The sequence below is a fragment of the Streptomyces sp. NPDC002784 genome (assembly GCF_053592135.1).
The window spans coordinates 364,632-382,943 of record NZ_JBSFVD010000004.1; the positions used below are offsets into that span (position 1 = coordinate 364,632).

The window sequence follows — 18,312 nt, forward strand, 5'->3', positions numbered from 1 at the left end:
GTGGGGGCAGGCCGGGAGCCGCTGATGCGGTGGTGGCCAACAGTCGCTGGCGCCCCCTTTCGTAGGATCGGGGCATGCCTTCCTCCAGCGACAAGAACGCGGCGCCGCCGCTCCCGGAACCGCTCCGGGTGCCGGTCGCCGACTCCCACACCCACCTCGACATGCAGACCGGCACCGTGGAGGAAGGGCTCGCCAAGGCCGCGTCGGTCGGGGTGACGACGGTCGTGCAGGTCGGCTGCGACGTACGCGGCTCGCAGTGGGCCGCGGACACGGCGGCGGCGTTCCCCAATGTGCACGCGGCGGTCGCCCTGCACCCCAACGAGGCGCCCCGCATCGTCCACGGCGACCCCGACGGCTGGTCCCGGCAGGGGGCACGCGAACCCGGCGGCGACGCCGGGCTGGACGCGGCGCTCGCCGAGATCGACCGGCTGGCCGCGCTGGAGCACGTGAAGGCCGTCGGCGAGACGGGCCTCGACCACTTCCGCACCGGTGACGAGGGCAAGGCGGCGCAGGAGCGCTCCTTCCGCGCCCACATCGAGATCTCCAAGCGGCACGGCAAGGCGCTGGTCATCCACGATCGCGACGCGCACGCGGACGTCCTGCGGGTGCTGAAGGAGGAGGGCGCCCCGGAGCGGACCGTCTTCCACTGCTACTCCGGTGACGCCGAGATGGCGGAGATCTGCGCCGCGGCCGGATACTTCATGTCCTTCGCCGGCAACGTCACCTTCAAGAACGCCCAGAACCTGCGGGACGCGGTGGCCGTGGCCCCGCTGGAACTGCTCCTGGTGGAGACCGACGCCCCCTTCCTGACGCCGGCGCCCTACCGCGGACGGCCCAACGCCCCCTATCTCATTCCGGTCACGGTGCGCGCGATGGCCGCGGTGCGCGGGATCGACGAGGACGCGCTGGCGACGGCCCTCGGCGCCAACACCGCCCGCGCCTTCGGCTACTGACGCCCCACCGGCTCGCGACGGTGCGTAGTCGCGTCGCTTTGGAGAGTGACACTCGCTCCGCTAGGTTCTGGGGGCCCGATCGGGACCCCTCTGCCCCACTGGAGCGTGGCGACGTGAGCAGCAGGTCGCAGTACGAGACGTACCCGCCGCAGGCGTACGGCGGATTCGACGCGCCCCCCGGTGATCTGCACAGCGCGGAGACGCTGGCGTACGGGGTGGCCGGACCGTACGAGCCGTGGGTGCCCGAGGAGGAGGCGCTCGCGCCGGTGGTGCGGGCCGCTCCGGCGCGGCGGGGCGCGCGCCGGCGCAAGGGCCGGTACCCGGGCAGTGCGGACGGCTCCGTGCGCCGGCTGCTGCCGCAGGCGCTGGTGGTCGCGTTCCTGGCGGGCGGCACCACCGCCTTCGTCGCCAAGGACAAGGCGATCGAGCTGAACGTCGACGGCCGCCCGCGCACCCTGCACACCTTCGCCGACGACGTCACCGAACTGCTCGCCCAGGAGGGCGTGGAGGTCGGGGCGCACGACGTGGTCGCCCCCGCCCCGGGGACGGAACTCAGCAGCGGTGACGAGGTCGCGGTGCGCTACGGGCGCCCCGTGCGGCTCACGGTCGACGGACAGCGGCGCGAGGTGTGGACGACGGCGCGCACGGTCGAGGAGGCGCTCGGGCAGTGGGGGGTGCGGGCGGAGGGGGCCTACCTGTCCGCCGCGCGCTCCACGCGGATCGGACGGGCGGGGCTCGCGCTCGACGTGCGCACCGAGCGCTCCGTGACGATCATGGCGGACGGCCGGGCCCGTACCGTGCGCACCAACGCGGCGACCGTCCGGGAGGTCGTCGAGGAGGCCGGGATCACCCTGCGCGGCCGGGACGCCACCTCCGTGCCGCCCGGGAGCTTCCCGCGCGACGGGCAGACGGTGACCGTGCTGCGGATCACCGGCACCAAGGAGGTCCGCGAGGAGGAGATCCCCTTCGACGTCAGGCGCAGCGAGGATCCCTCGCTGTTCCGGGGCACCGAGGTCGTCGAGCGCGCCGGGCAGCCCGGGCTGCGCCGGGTCACGTACTCCCTGGTCACCGTCAACGGCGTCCGGCAGAAGCCGCGGCGCCTCGGCAGCGAGGTGGTGCGCGCGCCCCGGACCCAGGTGGTGAAGGTGGGGACGAGGCCCATGCCGACGTCCGTGCGGGGGGCGGACCACCTGAACTGGCAGGGGCTCGCGGCGTGCGAGTCGGGCGGGCGCCCCCAGGCGGTGGACCCGTCGGGGACGTACGGGGGCCTGTACCAGTTCGACACGCAGACCTGGCGGAGCCTCGGCGGCAGCGGACGGCCCCAGGACGCACCGGCCGCGGAGCAGACCCTGCGCGCGAAGAAGCTGTACGTCCAGCGCGGGGCGAGCCCGTGGCCGCACTGCGGGGCGCGGCTGCAGGGGTGAGGGCGTCCGCTTCCCGGCCCGTACCCTTGTCCCGTGAGCAGCAGCCCCACCCCCGACGCCCTTCTGGGCCCCGCCGACATCCGTGAACTCGCGGACGTGCTCGGTGTGCGGCCCACCAAGCAGCGTGGCCAGAACTTCGTGATCGACGCGAACACCGTGCGCCGCATCGTCCGCACCGCGGACGTGCGGCCCGACGACGTGGTCGTGGAGGTCGGGCCCGGGCTCGGTTCGCTCACGCTCGCGCTGCTGGAGGTGGCCGACCGGGTCACCGCCGTGGAGATCGACGACGTCCTCGCGGGCGCGCTGCCCGCCACCGTCGCCGCCCGGATGCCCGGCCGCGCCGACCGGTTCGCGCTGGTCCACTCCGACGCGATGCACGTCACCGGGCTGCCGGGCCCCGCCCCGACCGCGCTGGTGGCGAACCTGCCGTACAACGTCGCCGTACCCGTGCTGCTGCACATGCTCGACACCTTCCCGAGCATCGAGCGCACCCTCGTCATGGTGCAGGCGGAGGTCGCCGACCGGCTCGCCGCGCCGCCCGGCTCGAAGGTGTACGGCGTGCCGTCCGTGAAGGCGAACTGGTACGCCGAGGTCAAGCGGGCCGGAGCGATCGGCCGCAAGGTCTTCTGGCCGGCCCCGAACGTGGACAGCGGGCTGGTGTCGCTCGTCCGCCGCGGCGAGCCCGTGAGGACCACCGCCTCCAAGAAGGAGGTGTTCGCCGTCGTCGACGCCGCCTTCGCGCAGCGGCGCAAGACGCTCAGGGCCGCGCTCGCCGGCTGGGCCGGGTCCGCGCCGGCCGCCGAGGCGGCGCTCGTCGCGGCGGGCGTCTCCCCGCAGGCGCGCGGAGAGGCCCTGACGGTCGAGGAGTTCGCGCGGATCGCCGAGCACAAGGAGTCCGGTCCCCAGTGAGCGTCACCGTCCGCGTCCCCGCCAAGGTCAACGTCCAGCTCGCGGTGGGCGCCGCCCGCCCCGACGGCTTCCACGACCTCGCCAACGTCTTCCTCGCGGTCGGCCTGTACGACGAGGTCACCGTCACCGCGTCGGCGGGCGGCCCGCGCGTCACCTGCACGGGGCCCGACGCCGGCCAGGTCCCCCTGGACGGTACGAACCTCGCCGTGCGGGCCGCGGAGGCGCTCGCCGCGCGGTACGGCATCAGCCCCGACGTGCGGCTGCACATCGCCAAGGACATCCCCGTCGCCGGCGGCATGGCGGGCGGCAGCGCGGACGGCGCGGGCGCCCTGCTCGCCTGCGACGCGCTGTGGGGCACGGGCGCCTCCCGGGACGAACTCCTCGACATCTGCGCCGAGTTGGGCAGCGATGTGCCGTTCAGCCTGGTCGGCGGGGCCGCGCTCGGCACCGGACGGGGCGAGAAGCTGCGCGCGCTGGAGACCGGCGGCACCTTCCACTGGGTGTTCGCGATGGCCTCGCGCGGGCTGTCCACGCCGGCCGTCTTCCGTGAGTTCGACCGGCTCGCCGAGGAGCGCGACATCCCCGAGCCGGTCGCCTCCGAGGACCTCCTCGGCGCGCTCGCCGGGGGCGACCCCGACGCGCTCGCCGCGGCCGTCTCCAACGACCTCCAGCCCGCCGCGCTCTCCCTCTTCCCCGAACTCGCCGGCACCCTCGCCGCGGGCCGCTCCGCGGGTGCGCTGGCCGCGCTGGTCTCCGGCTCGGGCCCCACGACGGCCTTCCTCGCGCGGGACCCGGAGGCGGCGCTGAAGGTGGCCGAGTCGCTGCGCTCGTCCGGCACCTGCCGGGCGGTACGGGTGGCCACGGGACCGGCGCCGGGCGCCACCGTGGTCTCCGCGTAGGGGCGTCGCCGGACACCGGATCCGCGGGCCCGGCGCGACGACTACCCTGGAGGGTCGATCGATCCCCCTGGGCAGGAGAGTAATGGCCGTCAATCTGGTCAATGTCGAGAACGTCAGCAAGGTGTACGGCACCCGTGCCCTGCTCGACGGCGTCTCCCTCGGCGTGTCCGAAGGGGACCGGATCGGGGTGGTCGGCCGCAACGGCGACGGCAAGACGACCCTGATCCGGATGCTGGCCAAGCTGGAGGAGGCCGACACCGGCCGGGTCACGCACTCCGGCGGGCTGCGCCTCGGCGTGCTCACCCAGCACGACTCCCTCGACCCGGCCGCCACCGTGCGGCACGAGGTCATCCGGGACCTGGCGGACCACGAGTGGGCGGGCAACGCCAAGATCAGGGACGTGCTCACCGGCCTCTTCGGCGGCCTGGACCTGCCCGGGTTCCCGCAGGGCCTGGACACCGTGATCGGGCCGCTGTCCGGTGGCGAGCGCCGCCGTATCGCGCTCGCCAAGCTGCTCATCGACGAACAGGACCTGATCGTCCTCGACGAGCCGACCAACCACCTCGACGTCGAGGGCATCTCCTGGCTCGCCCAGCACCTGCGCGAGCGCCGGTCCGCGCTGGTGTGCGTGACCCACGACCGCTGGTTCCTGGACCAGGTGTGCACGCGCATGTGGGACGTGCAGAAGGGCGACGTCTTCGAGTACGAGGGCGGCTACTCCGACTACGTCTTCGCGCGGGCCGAGCGGGAGCGCATCGCCGCCACCGAGGAGACCAAGCGGCAGAACCTGGTCCGCAAGGAGCTGGCCTGGCTGCGCCGCGGCGCCCCCGCGCGCACGTCCAAGCCGCGCTTCCGGGTGGAGGCCGCCAACGAGCTCATCAAGGACGTGCCGCCGCCCCGGGACACCAGCGAGCTGATGAAGTTCGCCTCCTCGCGGCTCGGCAAGACCGTCTTCGACCTGGAGGACGTGACCGTCCAGGCCGGTCCCAAGGTGCTGCTCAAGCACGTCACCTGGCAGCTCGGTCCCGGTGACCGGATCGGTCTCGTCGGCGTCAACGGCGCCGGGAAGACCTCGCTGCTGCGCGCGATGGCGGAGGCGGCCCGCACCGAGGGGGAGGCGCAGCCCGCGGGCGGCCGGATCTCCGTGGGCCGGACCGTCAAGCTCGCCTACCTCTCCCAGGAGGTCGCCGAACTCGCCCCGAACCTGCGGGTGCTGGAGGCCGTGCAGCAGGTGCGGGAGCGGGTCGACCTCGGCAAGGGGCGCGAGATGACGGCCGGGCAGCTGTGCGAGACGTTCGGCTTCAACAAGGAGAAGCAGTGGACGCCGGTCGGCGACCTGTCCGGCGGTGAGCGGCGCCGGCTGCAGCTGCTGCGGCTGCTGATGGACGAGCCGAACGTCCTCTTCCTCGACGAGCCCACCAACGACCTCGACATCGAGACCCTGACCCAGCTGGAGGACGTCCTCGACGGCTGGCCCGGCTCGATGATCGTCATCTCCCACGACCGGTTCTTCGTCGAGCGCACCACCGACCGGGTCTTCGCCCTGCTCGGTGACGCCACCCTGCGGATGCTGCCCCGCGGCATCGACGAGTACATCGAGCGGCGCCGGCGGATGGAGGAGGCGGCCGCCGCCGCGGCGCCCGTCGTCGAGAAGGCCGCCCCCGACCGGAGCGCCGCCGACCAGCGCGCCGCCAAGAAGGAGTTGCAGAAGATCGAGCGCCAGCTCGACAAGGTCGCCGAGAAGGAGACCAAGCTGCACGCCCAAATGGCTGAAAACTCCACCAACTTCGCGAAAGTGGCGGAACTCGACGCCGAGCTGCGGGACTTGGCCGGACAGCGCGAGGAGCTGGAGCTGCGCTGGCTGGAGCTGGCGGAGGACGCGTAAGCGGCGTGAAGGGCGGGTGAAGGCGCGTAACGGCGGTATCACGAGCCGGTCGTCCCTTGGGAACAGGCGTTCACCGGCCCGGTGGGTTGTCGGTGCCGAGTGATAGAAGGAGGCGGTCTGAGAACCGTCTGAATACAACGGGTGTGGCGGAAACGCAGCGCCACAGAGCGCGGCGCCACATCGGTCACAAGGGGGAAACCGCTGATGAGCCAGCCGCCCAACCAGCCGCCGCACGGCGGTTTCGGCGCGCCGCAGGACCCGCCGCCGCAGGGCGGCTTCGGCGCGCCGGGGACCCCGCCGCCCCCGCAGGGCCCGCCTCAGACGCCCCCGCCCCCGCAGGGCCCGCCGCCCGCCGGGCCCCAGCCCGGTTACGGCTACCCGCAGGCACCCCAGCAGCCCGGCCCGTACGCCCAGCAGCCGGGCCCCTACGGGCAGCCGGGTCCCTACGGCCAGCCCCAGCAGCCGGGCGCCTACGGCCAGCAGCCCGGGTACGGCTACCCGCAGCAGCCCCAGTACCCCGGCGCGCCCACCCCGCCCGGCGGCTCCCGCAACCCCTTCAAGGGCAAGCCCGCGCTCGTCGTCGGTGCCGCGGTGGTGGCCCTGCTCGTCGTCGGCGGCACCGTGTTCGCGGTGGCCGGCGGTGACGACGACGGCGGCAAGAAGAAGAAGCCGGTCGCGCAGCGGAGCGAGGACCCCAAGGGTTCCGACGACCCGGTCAACCCCGGGGACGGCAGCGGCGACGGCGGCGAGGACCCGGAGAACCTCAACGAGGGCCGCAAGGCCGGCGAGGCGAAGGTGCTCTGGTACAAGGAGGCGCCGGACGCGCCCGGTTCCGGTGCCGACGCCCCCGGCATGTGGATCACCGACAAGACGGCGGTGAAGGCCGCGTACAAGCAGGTCTTCGCCTACGGCGTCGGCGACGGCGTCCCGGCCTGGGACCCGATCACCTTCCCGCAGAAGATCTGCTCGGTCACCCCGGAGAAGACGGCCGACGACAAGGTCGTCATCGCGTACATGAGCGGCGCCAGCGACCGCGCCGAGTGCAACCAGCTCCAGGAACTCGACCTGAACACCGGCGAGAAGGGCTGGCAGGGCGAGGTGGCCGACGGCGAACTCTTCGACAGCACCCTCCAGATCGAGATGTCCATCACCGGCAACACGCTGATGGTGGGCCGCTCGCAGTCCGGTACGGCGTACGACGTCACCACCGGCAAGAAGCTCTGGGACAAGAAGAAGTACGGCGACGCCTGCTTCCCGACCGCCTTCGCGGGCGGCGAGAAGCTGATCGCCGTCTCGTCCTGCGGCGCGGGCGGCACCAACGAGCACGACGAGGTGCAGGAGCTCGACCCGAAGACCGGCAAGGCCAAGTGGACCTGGAAGCCCGACAAGGGCTGGACGGTCGGGCGCATCTACTCCCTGAACCCGGTCGTCGTCTACAGCACCAACGAGAAGAAGGACGCGTGGAACATCTCCACGCTGGGCTCCGGCGGCTCCATCAAGTCCCAGGTCGACGTCGACGACAGCTTCTCCCCCGAGTGCGGCTGGGCCGTCCTCCAGCGTGACCTGCGCGGCTGCCAGGGCGTGGCCGCCGACGCCTCGACGCTGTACCTGCCCACCGAGGCCACCACCGGCGCCAACGAGATCGTCGCGATCAGCCTCGCCAGCGGCAAGGAGAAGTGGCGCGTGAAGTCGCCGGCGGAGGAGACGATGCTGCCGCTGAAGGTCGAGGGCGGCAAGCTCATCGCCTACGTCAAGCCGTCCTGGGAGTCGGGCGGCCAGGTCGTGTCGATCCCGACCACGGGCAGCGGCCACAAGCCGGTGAAGCTGCTGCAGAACCCCACGGGCACGGCCGACATCGAGGACAGCTTCTACTCCGGGACCTACGACTGGGTCGACGGCCGCTTCTATCTGTCGACCACGCGCCTGTCCGGCAGCGACGAGACGGAGGAGAAGCTGATGCTCGCCTTCGGCAAGTGAGCCGCTCCCGCGTCCCGTTCCCCGTCGTCCCCCTTCCCGAGGTAGCCACACCATGACCCAGCCCCCGCCCCCGCCGCCCAACCAGCCCCCCTCGGGCGGCGGTTTCGGCCCGCCCGAGGACCAGCCGCCGCAGCAGCCCGGCTTCGGCGCGCCGCAGCAGCCCCAACAGCCCGCCCAGCAGCCCGGCTTCGGCGCCCCCCAGGCACCGCAGCAGCCGCCGACGCCCCCGCAGGGCTACGGCTATCCCCAGCAGCCCGCGGGCTACGGCTACCCCGGCCAGCCCGCCACCCCGGCGTACGGCCAGCAGCCGGCGTACGGCCAGCCGCCGACCCCGCCCTACGGCCAGCAGCCCGGCTACGGCTATCCCGGTCAGCCCACCATGCCGATGCAGCCGCAGCCGGGACAGCCGGGCGGTGGACGGAAGATCAACGCGCAGATGGCCATCATCGTGGCCGCGGTCGTGGCGATCGCCCTGATCATCGGCGGCGGCGTCTGGTACGCCTCGTCCTCCGACGACGACGGCGGCAAGGACGACACCGCGAGCTCCAGCGGCGGCACCGGCGGTGGCGGCGACAAGGGCGGTGACAAGGGTGGCGACACCGGCGGCACGGGTGGCACCGCGGGCGGCAAGGCGACGGAGAAGGTGCCCGCCGACCCCAACTCCAAGGTGCTCTTCCAGGTCCCGGCCCCCGAGGTGAAGGACGACCGGACCATCCCCACGGTCGGCTCCTGGCTCACCGACACGGTGTACGCCAAGAGCGGCGTCGCCGAGGTCGTCGGCTACGACCCCGACAAGGGCACGAAGCTGTGGACGATCGAGCTCCCCGGCCCGGTCTGCCAGGGCAGCAACCACGCCACCGAGGACAACAAGACGGCGATCACCTACCAGCCGAAGATGCCCACCAAGGCCAACCCGTCCTACGGCTGCAGCCAGGTCGCGGCGATCGACCTCGACGCGGGCAAGAAGCTGTGGACCAAGACGGTCGAGAGCGGCACCCAGCCGATCAGCTTCGACAACGTCACGGTCAGCGCGAGCACCGTCGCCGCCGGCAGCACCAGCGGCGGCGCCGCCTTCGACATCGCCACCGGCGACCAGCTCTGGGCACCCAAGGCGACCGACACCTGCTACGACGCCGGTTACGCGGGCGGCCCCAAGCTGGTGGCGGTGCGCAAGTGCGGTCAGTACGGCGACCGTGAGCTGAGCATCCAGAACATCGACCCGAAGTCCGGGAAGGTGATCTCGGAGTACAAGATGGACACGGGCATCGAGTACGCCAGCGTCGTCTCCACCGAGCCGCTGGTGGTGGCCGCCGACGTGGGTGACGCGGCCGGGGACGGCAGCGGCATCTCGGACTTCTTCTCCATCGACAACAAGACCGGCAAGCTGCGCACCCGCATCTCCGCGCCGGGCGAGCAGTACAACGCCAGCTGCGACGGCATCACCAAGGTCGAGGAGTGCCGCCAGCTCGCCGTGGGCAACGACCGGCTCTACCTGCCGACCGAGAAGCGCGACGGCACCGCCGAGTACAGCGACACCAACGAGATCGTCTCCTTCGACCTGGCCACCGGCAAGCCGACCGGCCAGCGGGCCGACGCCGGGGACAACTACGAGCTGGTGCCGCTGCGCATGGACGGCCCGAACCTGATCGCGTACAAGCGCGGCCCGTACGACAAGGGCGGCCAGGTCGTGTCCCTCGACGGCGGCTCCTTCAAGGAGACGAAGCTGATGGAGAACCCGGCCACGGAATCGGTGATGGACGTGGAGCGCAGCATGCTGCCCGACTACGCCGAGATCCTGTACGGCCAGGGCCGGTTGTTCATGTCGGACGTCTTCGCCAGCGAACTCGGCAGCACCGGCGAGGAGGAGTACCTGGTGATCGGCTTCGGCGCGAAGTAGCCGATCGAACGCCTGTGGCACGGCCCCGTCCCTGTTCAGGGGCGGGGCCGTGCACTTACCGCTCATCACCCGCGAATGAGAGGAATTTCGGCGATCCGGGGCACATCTCTCCAGTAGGGGGAGCGCAACGTCGAACAAGCGTGTAGCTTCCGGGGGCATCCCCGGGGGTGCGTCCGGGGACGTGTGGGTGGGGACGTGTGGGGATCTGGGGGGTTGCTCGATGGGAGTTCGGCTCATGGTGGTCGACGACCACCGATTGCTCGCCGAGGCGCTGGCCTCGGCCCTGAAGCTGCGGGGGCACCGGGTGCTGGCCGCGGCGGCACCGGCCGCGGGGGCGGCGGAGCTGGTGATCACCAGGGCGCCGGAGGTGTGCCTGCTGGGGACGGCGACACCGGCCGAGCCGGGGATGTTCGACCCGGTGGTGAAGATCAAGCGGGAACGCCCGCAGGTGGCGGTGCTGGTCCTGGGCCCGGTGCCCAGTCCCCGGGGAATCGCGGCGGCGTTCGCGGCGGGGGCGTCGGGCTATGTACGGCACGACGAGCGCATCGAGGGAGTGGAACGGGCGATCATGAAGGCGAGGGCGGGTGAGGCCGCGGTGGCCCCGCAACTGCTCCAAGGTGCCTTCAGCGAGCTGCTCAACCCGGCGGCCCAGCCGGACGACGAGGGCCAGCGCCTGCTCCAGATGCTCACCCCGAGGGAGGTGGAGGTCCTGGTCCGCGTCGCCGACGGCGAGGACACCCGCCTGATCGCGGCGGGCATGGGCATCGCTCCGTCGACGGCCCGCACGCACGTGCAGCGGGTCCTGATGAAACTGGGCGTCGGCTCCCGCCTTGAGGCGGCGGCCCTGGCGGCCCGCACGGGCCTGCTGGACCGGGCGGGACCGCTGCCGCCCTCGTCGCCGTCACCGGAGGCCTGAGTCGGGGGTGCCCGCGCGGGCACCCCCGTGCCGATTACTTCCGCTCGTCCGCGGGCGCCTCGACCGGCGTCGGCGGCGGTGTGGGCCGCAGCTTCAGCCAGGTCAGGAAGAAGATGCCGAGGAGCAGCATGCCCAGGCCGGTCCAGAGGTTGATGTTGATGCCCTCGGCCTTGTCCAGGGTGGCGTCCGAGGGGTTGATGCCGGCGATGGTGACGATCACGCCGTAGACGACGAAGAGGCCGCCGATGATGCGGCGCAGGTCGAAGATGCGGGCCGCGGTGGCGGACTGGGCCTCCAGCTCGGAGACCTCCCGCTGGACGTCCTTCTCGGAGTATCCGTGGTGGTCAGACATGGTCTCTCAATCCTCCCGCGTCAGAACGAGAACGGGATGTAGCAGGCGGCCGCGAGCACGATCGCGCCCCAGCCCAGCAGGGCCGGCTTGCGGTACCAGGCGTCGTCGCCCTCGGCCGGCGCCTCGGACATGCCGGGCGAGCGGGTGCCGTAGACCAGGCCCGCGAGTTCCTCCGCCGGCTTCGGGGCGGTGAACATCGAGACGGCGACCATGACGACCCCGCCGGCCACGAAGCCGACGATCGCCGAGACGAAGTTGGCGCCCTGGTCGGTGGGGATGTCGACGATGCCCTGCTTGTAGACCCAGAAGTAGTTCACCATCGCGGCGACCGTGCCCGCGAGCAGGCCCCAGAAACCGGACTTCGCGGACGCCCGCTTCCAGAACATGCCGACGATGAAGACCACGAACATCGGCACGTTGAAGAAGGAGAACAGGGTCTGGAGGTAGCTCATGATGTTCGAGAAGGACGAGGCAAGGAACGCCGTGCCCACCGACGCGCAGACGCCGATGACCGTGATCAGGCGGCCGAAGCCGACGTAGTAGCCGTCCTCGCGGCCCTTGACCACGTACCGCGCCCAGATGTCGTTGGTGAACACCGTGTTGAAGGACGAGACGTTGGCCGCCATGCCCGCCATGAAGGCCGCCAGCAGGCCGGTCACCGCGATGCCCAGCACGCCGTTGGGCAGCAGCTGTTCCATCAGGTAAGGGATGGCGTCGTTGTACTGGTAGCCCGACTCCGCCGTGCCGAAGCCCGGGACCAGGGCCGCCGCCGCGAGCCCGGGGATCATCACCAGGAAGACGATGAAGATCTTCGGGAACGCGGCGATCAGCGGGGTGCGCTGCGCCGCGCTGAGGTTCTTCGCCGACAGCGCGCGCTGGACCTCCGCGAAGTTCGTCGTCCAGTAGCCGAAGGACAGCACGAAGCCCAGACCCAGCACGATCGTCAGCCAGTTGGCGCCCAGCGGGTTGTCGCTGCCGATGCCGGTGCCGCCCCAGGCGGTGGTGAAGTCCGCACCCTGGGACTTGGTGAGCGTGTCGGTCAGGCCGTCCCAGCCGCCCGCCTTCTTCAGGCTCAGCACGACGAGCGGGATCAGCGCCGCGAGGATCACGAAGAACTGCAGCACCTCGTTGTAGATCGCCGACGACAGACCGCCCAGCGTGATGTACGCCAGCACGAAGGCGCCGGCGACCACGATCGCCACCCACTGCGGCCAGCCCAGCAGCGCCTCGACCACGATGGCGAGGGCGTACAGGTTCACACCGGAGATCAGGATGGCGGCGAAAGCGAACAGAGCCGAACTCAGCAGATGCGCCCACTTGTCGAAGCGCAGGAGCAGCATCTCGGGGACCGAACGCACCCTGCTGGTGTAGTAGAAGGGCATCATCACCAGGCCCAGGAACACCATCGCGGGGATGGCGCCGATCCAGTACCAGTGCACGGTGTAGGCGCCGTACTGCGCGCTGTTGGCGGCCATGCCGAGGATCTCGGTGGCGGCGAGGTTGGCGGAGATGAACGCCAGACCGGTGATCCAGGCGGGCAGGGAGCGCCCCGAGAGGAAGAAGTCGAGGCTCGTCTTCACCGAGCGGCGGGCCGCGAAGCCGATGCCCAGGACGACGACGAAGTAGATGCCGAGGATCGTGTAGTCGAGCCAGTTGGTGGGGAGCCGTAGCTCGGCGGCCAGATATGTGGGGGTTTCCATACGTACTCGCTTCGTTGCGCGAACTGATCCGTAGCGGAACCTACGCCTCCGCGTTCAGTAATTGAACACTTCTGATGGTCGTCTTTGTTGGATTGTGATGTTGACGGTTGAGGGGAGCCATGTTTCGATGTGTTGAGTTCTGTTTGATGAGTGTGTGGCTCGAATAGGGAGTCCGGCGTGAAGAAGACCTCGACCCGACTGGCCGACGGTCGCGAGCTGATCTACTACGACCTGCGCGACGACGGCGTGCGGGACGCGGTGGACCGGCGGCCGTTGGAACGCACGGTCACCACCTCCGAGGTCCGGCGGGATCCACTGCTCGGCGACGCGGTCGCCATCGCCTCGCACCGGCAGGGCCGCACCTACCACCCGCCGGCCGACGAGTGCCCGCTGTGCCCCTCGCAGGGCGACCGGCTCAGCGAGATCCCGGACTCCTCCTACGACGTCGTGGTGTTCGAGAACCGTTTCCCCTCGCTGGCCGGTGACTCCGGCCGCTGCGAGGTGGTCTGCTTCACCTCCGACCACAACGCCTCCTTCGCCGAACTCACCGAGGAGCAGGCGCGTCTCGTGCTGGACGCCTGGACCGACCGCACCTCGGAGCTGTCCCATCTGCCCTCCGTCGAGCAGGTGTTCTGCTTCGAGAACCGCGGCGCCGAGATCGGGGTGACCCTCGGGCATCCGCACGGGCAGATCTACGCCTACCCCTTCACCACCCCACGCACCGCGCTGATGCTGCGCCAGGTCGCCCAGCACAAGGAGGCCACCGGCGGCCAGAACCTCTTCGACGCCGTCCTGGAGCGTGAACTCGCCGACGAGCGCGTAGTCCTCGCGAGTGAACACTGGGTCGCCTTCGTGCCCTACACCGCGCACTGGCCGTACGAGGTCCACCTGTATCCGCGCCGCCGGGTGCCGGATCTGCTGGGGCTCGACGAGGACGCGCGCTCAGAATTCCCCCAGGTTTATCTGGAACTCTTGAAGCGCTTCGACCGGATCTTCGGCGAGGCGGAGCCTGTGACGCCGTACATCGCCGCCTGGCACCAGGCGCCGTTCGGCGCGCTGGAGGAGTTCGACGGTGTCGTCCGTGACGACTTCGCGCTGCACCTCGAGCTTTTCACCATCCGCCGCACCTCCGGCAAGCTGAAGTTTCTCGCGGGTTCCGAGTCCGGCATGAGCGTGTTCATCAACGACGTGCCGCCGGAGCGCGCGGCCGAGCGACTGCGAGAGGTAGCGAGTTCATGAAGTACCTGGTCACCGGTGGCGCGGGTTACGTCGGCAGTGTGGTCGCCCAGCATCTGCTGGAGGCGGGCCACGAGGTCACCGTGCTCGACGACCTCTCCACCGGTTTCCGCGAGGGCGTGCCCGCGGGCGCGGTCTTCGTCGAGGGCGACATCCGCGACGCCGGCAAGTGGCTGGACCCCTCCTACGAGGCCGTGCTGCACTTCGCCGCCTCCTCCCAGGTCGGCGAGTCGGTCGTACGGCCCGAGAAGTACTGGGAGAACAACGTCGGCGGCAGCATGGCCCTGCTCGGCGCCATGCGCGAGGCGGGCGTGCGCAAGCTGGTCTTCTCCTCCACGGCGGCCACCTACGGCGAGCCGACGCAGGTCCCGATCACCGAGACCGCGGCGACCGAGCCGACCAACCCGTACGGCGCCTCCAAGCTCGCCGTCGACCACATGATCACCAGTGAGGCGGTCGCCCACGGCCTGGCCGCGGTGTCGCTGCGCTACTTCAACGTGGCGGGCGCCTACGGCGAGTTCGGCGAGCGCCACGACCCCGAGTCGCACCTGATCCCGCTGGTCCTCCAGGTGGCGCAGGGCCGCCGGGACGCCATCTCGGTCTTCGGCGACGACTATCCGACCCCGGACGGCACCTGCGTGCGCGACTACATCCACGTCGCGGACCTGGCCGACGCCCACCTGCTCGCCGTGCGGGCCGCCCGGCCCGGCGAGCACCTGATCTGCAACCTCGGCAACGGCAACGGCTTCTCGGTGCGCGAGGTCATCGAGACGGTCCGCAAGGTGACGGGGCACCCGATCCCCGAGATCGTGGCCCCGCGCCGGGGCGGCGACCCGGCGGTCCTGGTGGCGTCCGCCGCCACCGCCCGGGAGAAGCTGGGCTGGAACCCGTCGCGCGCCGACCTCGCGGGGATCGTCGCGGACGCCTGGGAGTTCGCGCAGAAGATCACAAGGGAGCAGTAGTGGGGCAGCAGGTGCGGGACCGTTTCGTCGAGCTCTACGGAACCGGCCCGGAAGGAGTCTGGTCGGCGCCCGGCCGCGTCAACCTCATCGGTGAGCACACCGACTACAACGACGGTTTCGTGATGCCCTTCGCGCTGCCGCACACGGCCGTCGCGGCCGTCTCCCGGCGCACGGACGGCGTCCTGCGCCTGCACTCGGCGGACATCGAGGGCGGAGTGGTGGAGCTGCGCCTGGCCGACCTCGCGCCGGAGAGCGACCGGAACTGGACGGCGTACCCGGCCGGGGTCGTCTGGGCCCTGCGCGAGGCCGGGCACCCGGTCACCGGCGCCGACGTCCACCTCGCCTCGACGGTCCCGGCGGGCGCGGGCCTGTCCTCCTCGGCGGCCCTGGAGGTGGTGATCGCCCTGGCGCTCAACGACCTGTACGGCCTCGGGCTCCCGCGGTGGCAGCTGGCCCGGCTGTGCCAGCGCGCCGAGAACGTCTACGTCGGCGCCCCCACCGGGATCATGGACCAGACGGCCTCGGCCTGCTGCGAGGAGGGACACGCGCTGTTCCTCGACACCCGGGACCTCGCCCAGAAGCAGATCCCCTTCGACCTCGCGGCCGAGGGCATGCGCCTGCTCGTGGTCGACACCCGCGTCAAGCACGCCCACAACGAGGGCGAGTACGGCAAGCGCCGCGCGGGCTGCGAGAAGGGTGCGGCACTGCTCGGCGTCGACGCGCTCAGGGACGTGCCGTACGACGGGCTCGACGCGGCGCTGGAACGCCTCGGCGACGAGGAGGAGATCGTCCGCCTGGTCCGGCACATCGTGACGGAGAACCAGCGGGTGGAGCGCGTCGTGTCGCTGCTGGAGTCCGGCGACACCCGCGCGATCGGGCCCGTGCTGGTGGCGGGCCACGCCTCGCTGCGCGACGACTTCCGGATCTCCTGCCCCGAACTGGACCTGGTCGTCGACACCGCCCTCGCGGCCGGCGCCCTGGGCGCCCGGATGACCGGCGGCGGCTTCGGCGGCTCGGCGATCGTGCTGGCCGAGGCGGCGGACGTGGACACCATCACCAAGGCGGTCCAGGAGGCGTTCGCGGCAGCCGGGTTCACGGCCCCGCGCGTCTTCGAGGCGGTCCCCGCGGCGGGCGCCCGCCGTCTCAGCCCAGCCGCTTGGTCAGCGTGAACTCCGTGATCCCCGGCGGATAGTCGGGGATCACGCACACCACGTCGTACCCCAGCCGCCGGTAGAACTCCGGCGCCTGGAAGTCCCACGTCTCCAGGCGTACGGCGGCACAGCCCCGCTCCTCGCGCGCCAGCCGCTCCGCCTCGGCGAGCAGCCGCGAACCGAGCCCCGCCCCGCGGTGCCGTGCGTCGACCCAGAGGTACGTCACATGGAGCCAGGTCGCCCAGGTGTGCCCGACGAGGCCGCCGGCCAGGCCGCCCTCGCTGTCCAGCATCCAGATGTGGAGCGGCAGTTCACGCTCACCCGGGGTTCCGCGCAGCGCGCTGATGACCGGGGAGGCCGCGGTGTTGGTCTCCCGCAGCCGGGCGCGAAGAAGATCGCGCCGCTCTTTGTCGACTTCTGTCACCATTCGGAACATGCGGCTCACCATAAACGTGTGAACGGGCCAGTTCTGCAAATTGCCTTCCGCTCCCGGCCCCCGCCCGTACTCTGATGAACAGCGCCGGTGGGGGCCGGTGCTGATCAGGGGGCGAGACAGTCGGGTACGACGCCCGCGGTGGGGGTAACAGTTTCTGCACGGCGGCGGCCGTGCGGCTCTGCGATCACCCCTGGGTGTCGTACCCGCGCCGGTCTTCGTACTCCGGACCAGTGGGGGTATCAGTGGTTCGCATCCGAGTCCTGGTCGTCGACGACCACCGCATCTTCGCCGAGTCGCTCGCCGCCGCCCTGGCCGCCGAGCCCGACGTCGACGTCTCCGCCGCGGGCAGCGGTCCGGCCGCGCTGCGCAGCCTGGAGCGCGCCGCCGCCGAGGGGCGCCGGTACGACGTCCTGCTCGTCGACGCCGATCTGGGGGGCGTGGCACCGGGCGTACGGTCCGCCGTGCCGGTCCAGGAGGTGGGGGAGGACGGTCTGGTCGACGGCATCTCCCTCGTGGTCGGGGTGCGGACCGCGCAGCCCGGGGTGCGGATCGTGGTGCTCGCCGAGAAGGACGACCCGCGGCGGGCGGCGCTGGCGCTCCAGGCCGGGGCGTCGGGGTGGGTGGCCAAGGACTGCTCGCTGTCCCGGCTGCTGACCGTCATCCGCGGGGTGCTGCGCGAGGAGACGCATCTTCCGCCGGCCCTGCTCACCGGCGTCCTGCGCGAGTTGACGGCCGCGCGCAAGCACCGCACCGAGAGCGAGCGGCTGGTGGAGTCGCTGACCCCGCGCGAGCGGGAGGTCCTGCGGTGCATGGTGGCGGGCCTGGGGCGCAAGGCGGTCGCCGAGCGCCTGTACCTGTCCCCGCACACCGTCCGCACCCACATGCAGAACGTCCTGGGCAAACTGGGCGTCCACAGCACCCTGGCCGCGGTCGCGCTCGCACGCCGTGCAGGGGTGGGCCCGGTGGACCTGACGGGAGACGTGGTGGAACGGGGCGGCCAACTTGCGTGAGGGGCCCGTCCCTGCGGTTCAGCCCGGGATGTTGTCGAACGGGGCCGTCAACTGGCGTAGCAGCCCGGCCAGTTCACCGCGCTGGGCCCGGGAGAGCTCCGCGAGGATGGCGCGCTCCTGGTCCAGCAGGCCGGCCAGGGCCTGGTCCGCTCGGTCGCGGCCCTCGTCGGTGAGCCGGACGAGCACGCCCCGGCGGTCGCTGGGGTCGGGGAGCCGCTCCACCAGGCCCTTCTTCGCCAGCCGGTCGATGCGGTTGGTCATCGTGCCGGAGGTCACCAGGGTCTGCGTCAGCAGCTGCCCGGGGGAGAGCTGATACGGCGTGCCCGCGCGCCTGAGCGCGGTGAGCACATCGAACTCCCACGGCTCCAGGCTGTGCTCGGCGAAGGCCAGCCGGCGCGCCCGATCCAGGTGCCGGGCCAGCCTGCTGACACGGCTGAGCACTTCCAGCGGTTCCACGTCGAGGTCCGGGCGCTCCCGACGCCACGCCGCGACCAGCCGATCGACCTCGTCCTCCATGACGATCAGTGTAGTGGTTGTGTCGATGTGAAGTCTCTTGACGTCAAGATACCTTCGGGGCAGGCTGGAGAACGACAGACAGGAGGCCC

Annotated in this window: 16 protein-coding genes; 12 read left to right on the forward strand and 4 right to left on the reverse strand. The window is 71.5% G+C overall.

Annotation, left to right across the window (positions count from 1 at the left end; translation table 11 throughout):
• Positions 1-74: 74 nt before the first annotated feature.
• From ACWD1Z_RS11640 to ACWD1Z_RS11675, 8 genes are all read left to right on the forward strand, one after another.
• A complete protein-coding gene (locus ACWD1Z_RS11640) occupies positions 75-953 on the forward strand; it encodes a TatD family hydrolase (protein WP_451117702.1) in 879 nt (292 codons plus the stop codon).
• Between the two features lie 113 nt (positions 954-1,066).
• Positions 1,067-2,377, forward strand: a complete 1,311-nt coding sequence (locus ACWD1Z_RS11645) for a ubiquitin-like domain-containing protein (protein WP_451117704.1) — start codon at positions 1,067-1,069, stop codon at positions 2,375-2,377.
• A 33-nt stretch (positions 2,378-2,410) separates the two neighbouring features.
• Entirely contained in the window at positions 2,411-3,286 is an 876-nt protein-coding gene (rsmA, locus tag ACWD1Z_RS11650) for a 16S rRNA (adenine(1518)-N(6)/adenine(1519)-N(6))-dimethyltransferase RsmA (RefSeq protein ID WP_451117706.1), read from the forward strand.
• Positions 3,283-4,185, forward strand: coding sequence for a 4-(cytidine 5'-diphospho)-2-C-methyl-D-erythritol kinase (locus ACWD1Z_RS11655; protein ID WP_451117708.1), 903 nt, complete (start codon positions 3,283-3,285; stop codon positions 4,183-4,185). The genes rsmA and ACWD1Z_RS11655 overlap by 4 nt, the downstream gene beginning before the upstream one ends.
• Positions 4,186-4,267: 82 nt before the next feature.
• A complete protein-coding gene (locus tag ACWD1Z_RS11660; protein ID WP_451117710.1) occupies positions 4,268-6,070 on the forward strand; it encodes an ABC-F family ATP-binding cassette domain-containing protein in 1,803 nt (600 codons plus the stop codon).
• 204 nt (positions 6,071-6,274) lie between these two features.
• Positions 6,275-8,047, forward strand: coding sequence for an outer membrane protein assembly factor BamB family protein (locus ACWD1Z_RS11665; RefSeq protein WP_451117711.1), 1,773 nt, complete (start codon positions 6,275-6,277; stop codon positions 8,045-8,047).
• Positions 8,048-8,099: 52 nt separating this feature from the next.
• Positions 8,100-9,944: an outer membrane protein assembly factor BamB family protein gene (locus ACWD1Z_RS11670; protein ID WP_451117712.1), complete on the forward strand. Its 1,845-nt coding sequence runs from the start codon at positions 8,100-8,102 to the stop codon at positions 9,942-9,944.
• A 220-nt stretch (positions 9,945-10,164) separates the two neighbouring features.
• Positions 10,165-10,860 (forward strand): helix-turn-helix transcriptional regulator, encoded by a 696-nt coding sequence (locus tag ACWD1Z_RS11675; RefSeq protein WP_250077532.1) that lies wholly within the window; start codon positions 10,165-10,167, stop codon positions 10,858-10,860.
• A 34-nt stretch (positions 10,861-10,894) separates the two neighbouring features.
• Here the strand turns inward: ACWD1Z_RS11675 and ACWD1Z_RS11680 are convergent, their stop codons facing one another.
• On the reverse strand, positions 10,895-11,212 hold the full coding sequence (locus ACWD1Z_RS11680) for a hypothetical protein (RefSeq protein WP_451117714.1): 318 nt from the start codon (positions 11,210-11,212) through the stop codon (positions 10,895-10,897).
• 20 nt (positions 11,213-11,232) lie between these two features.
• Positions 11,233-12,912, reverse strand: coding sequence for a sodium:solute symporter family protein (locus tag ACWD1Z_RS11685; protein WP_451117716.1), 1,680 nt, complete (start codon positions 12,910-12,912; stop codon positions 11,233-11,235).
• A gap of 177 nt (positions 12,913-13,089) precedes the next feature.
• Here ACWD1Z_RS11685 and galT point away from each other — a divergent pair, with 177 nt between their 5' ends.
• The 3 genes from galT to galK are packed head-to-tail and all read left to right on the forward strand — an operon-like array spanning position 13,090 to position 16,279.
• Entirely contained in the window at positions 13,090-14,151 is a 1,062-nt protein-coding gene (gene galT, locus ACWD1Z_RS11690; protein WP_389418308.1) for a galactose-1-phosphate uridylyltransferase, read from the forward strand.
• Positions 14,148-15,110, forward strand: coding sequence for a UDP-glucose 4-epimerase GalE (gene galE, locus ACWD1Z_RS11695; protein ID WP_451117718.1), 963 nt, complete (start codon positions 14,148-14,150; stop codon positions 15,108-15,110). Before galT ends, galE begins: the two co-directional genes overlap by 4 nt.
• A complete protein-coding gene (galK, locus tag ACWD1Z_RS11700; RefSeq protein WP_451117720.1) occupies positions 15,110-16,279 on the forward strand; it encodes a galactokinase in 1,170 nt (389 codons plus the stop codon). The genes galE and galK overlap by 1 nt, the downstream gene beginning before the upstream one ends.
• Here galK and ACWD1Z_RS11705 read toward each other — a convergent pair.
• Positions 16,254-16,709, reverse strand: a complete 456-nt coding sequence (locus ACWD1Z_RS11705; protein ID WP_451117721.1) for a GNAT family N-acetyltransferase — start codon at positions 16,707-16,709, stop codon at positions 16,254-16,256. The genes galK and ACWD1Z_RS11705 overlap by 26 nt on opposite strands.
• A gap of 230 nt (positions 16,710-16,939) precedes the next feature.
• On the opposite strand from ACWD1Z_RS11705, the gene ACWD1Z_RS11710 reads away from it, so the two are divergent.
• Positions 16,940-17,707 (forward strand): LuxR C-terminal-related transcriptional regulator, encoded by a 768-nt coding sequence (locus ACWD1Z_RS11710; protein ID WP_451117722.1) that lies wholly within the window; start codon positions 16,940-16,942, stop codon positions 17,705-17,707.
• An 18-nt stretch (positions 17,708-17,725) separates the two neighbouring features.
• On the opposite strand, the gene tamR is transcribed toward ACWD1Z_RS11710, so the two are convergent.
• On the reverse strand, positions 17,726-18,223 hold the full coding sequence (tamR, locus tag ACWD1Z_RS11715; protein ID WP_030941878.1) for a MarR family transcriptional regulator TamR: 498 nt from the start codon (positions 18,221-18,223) through the stop codon (positions 17,726-17,728).
• Positions 18,224-18,312: the final 89 nt, after the last annotated feature.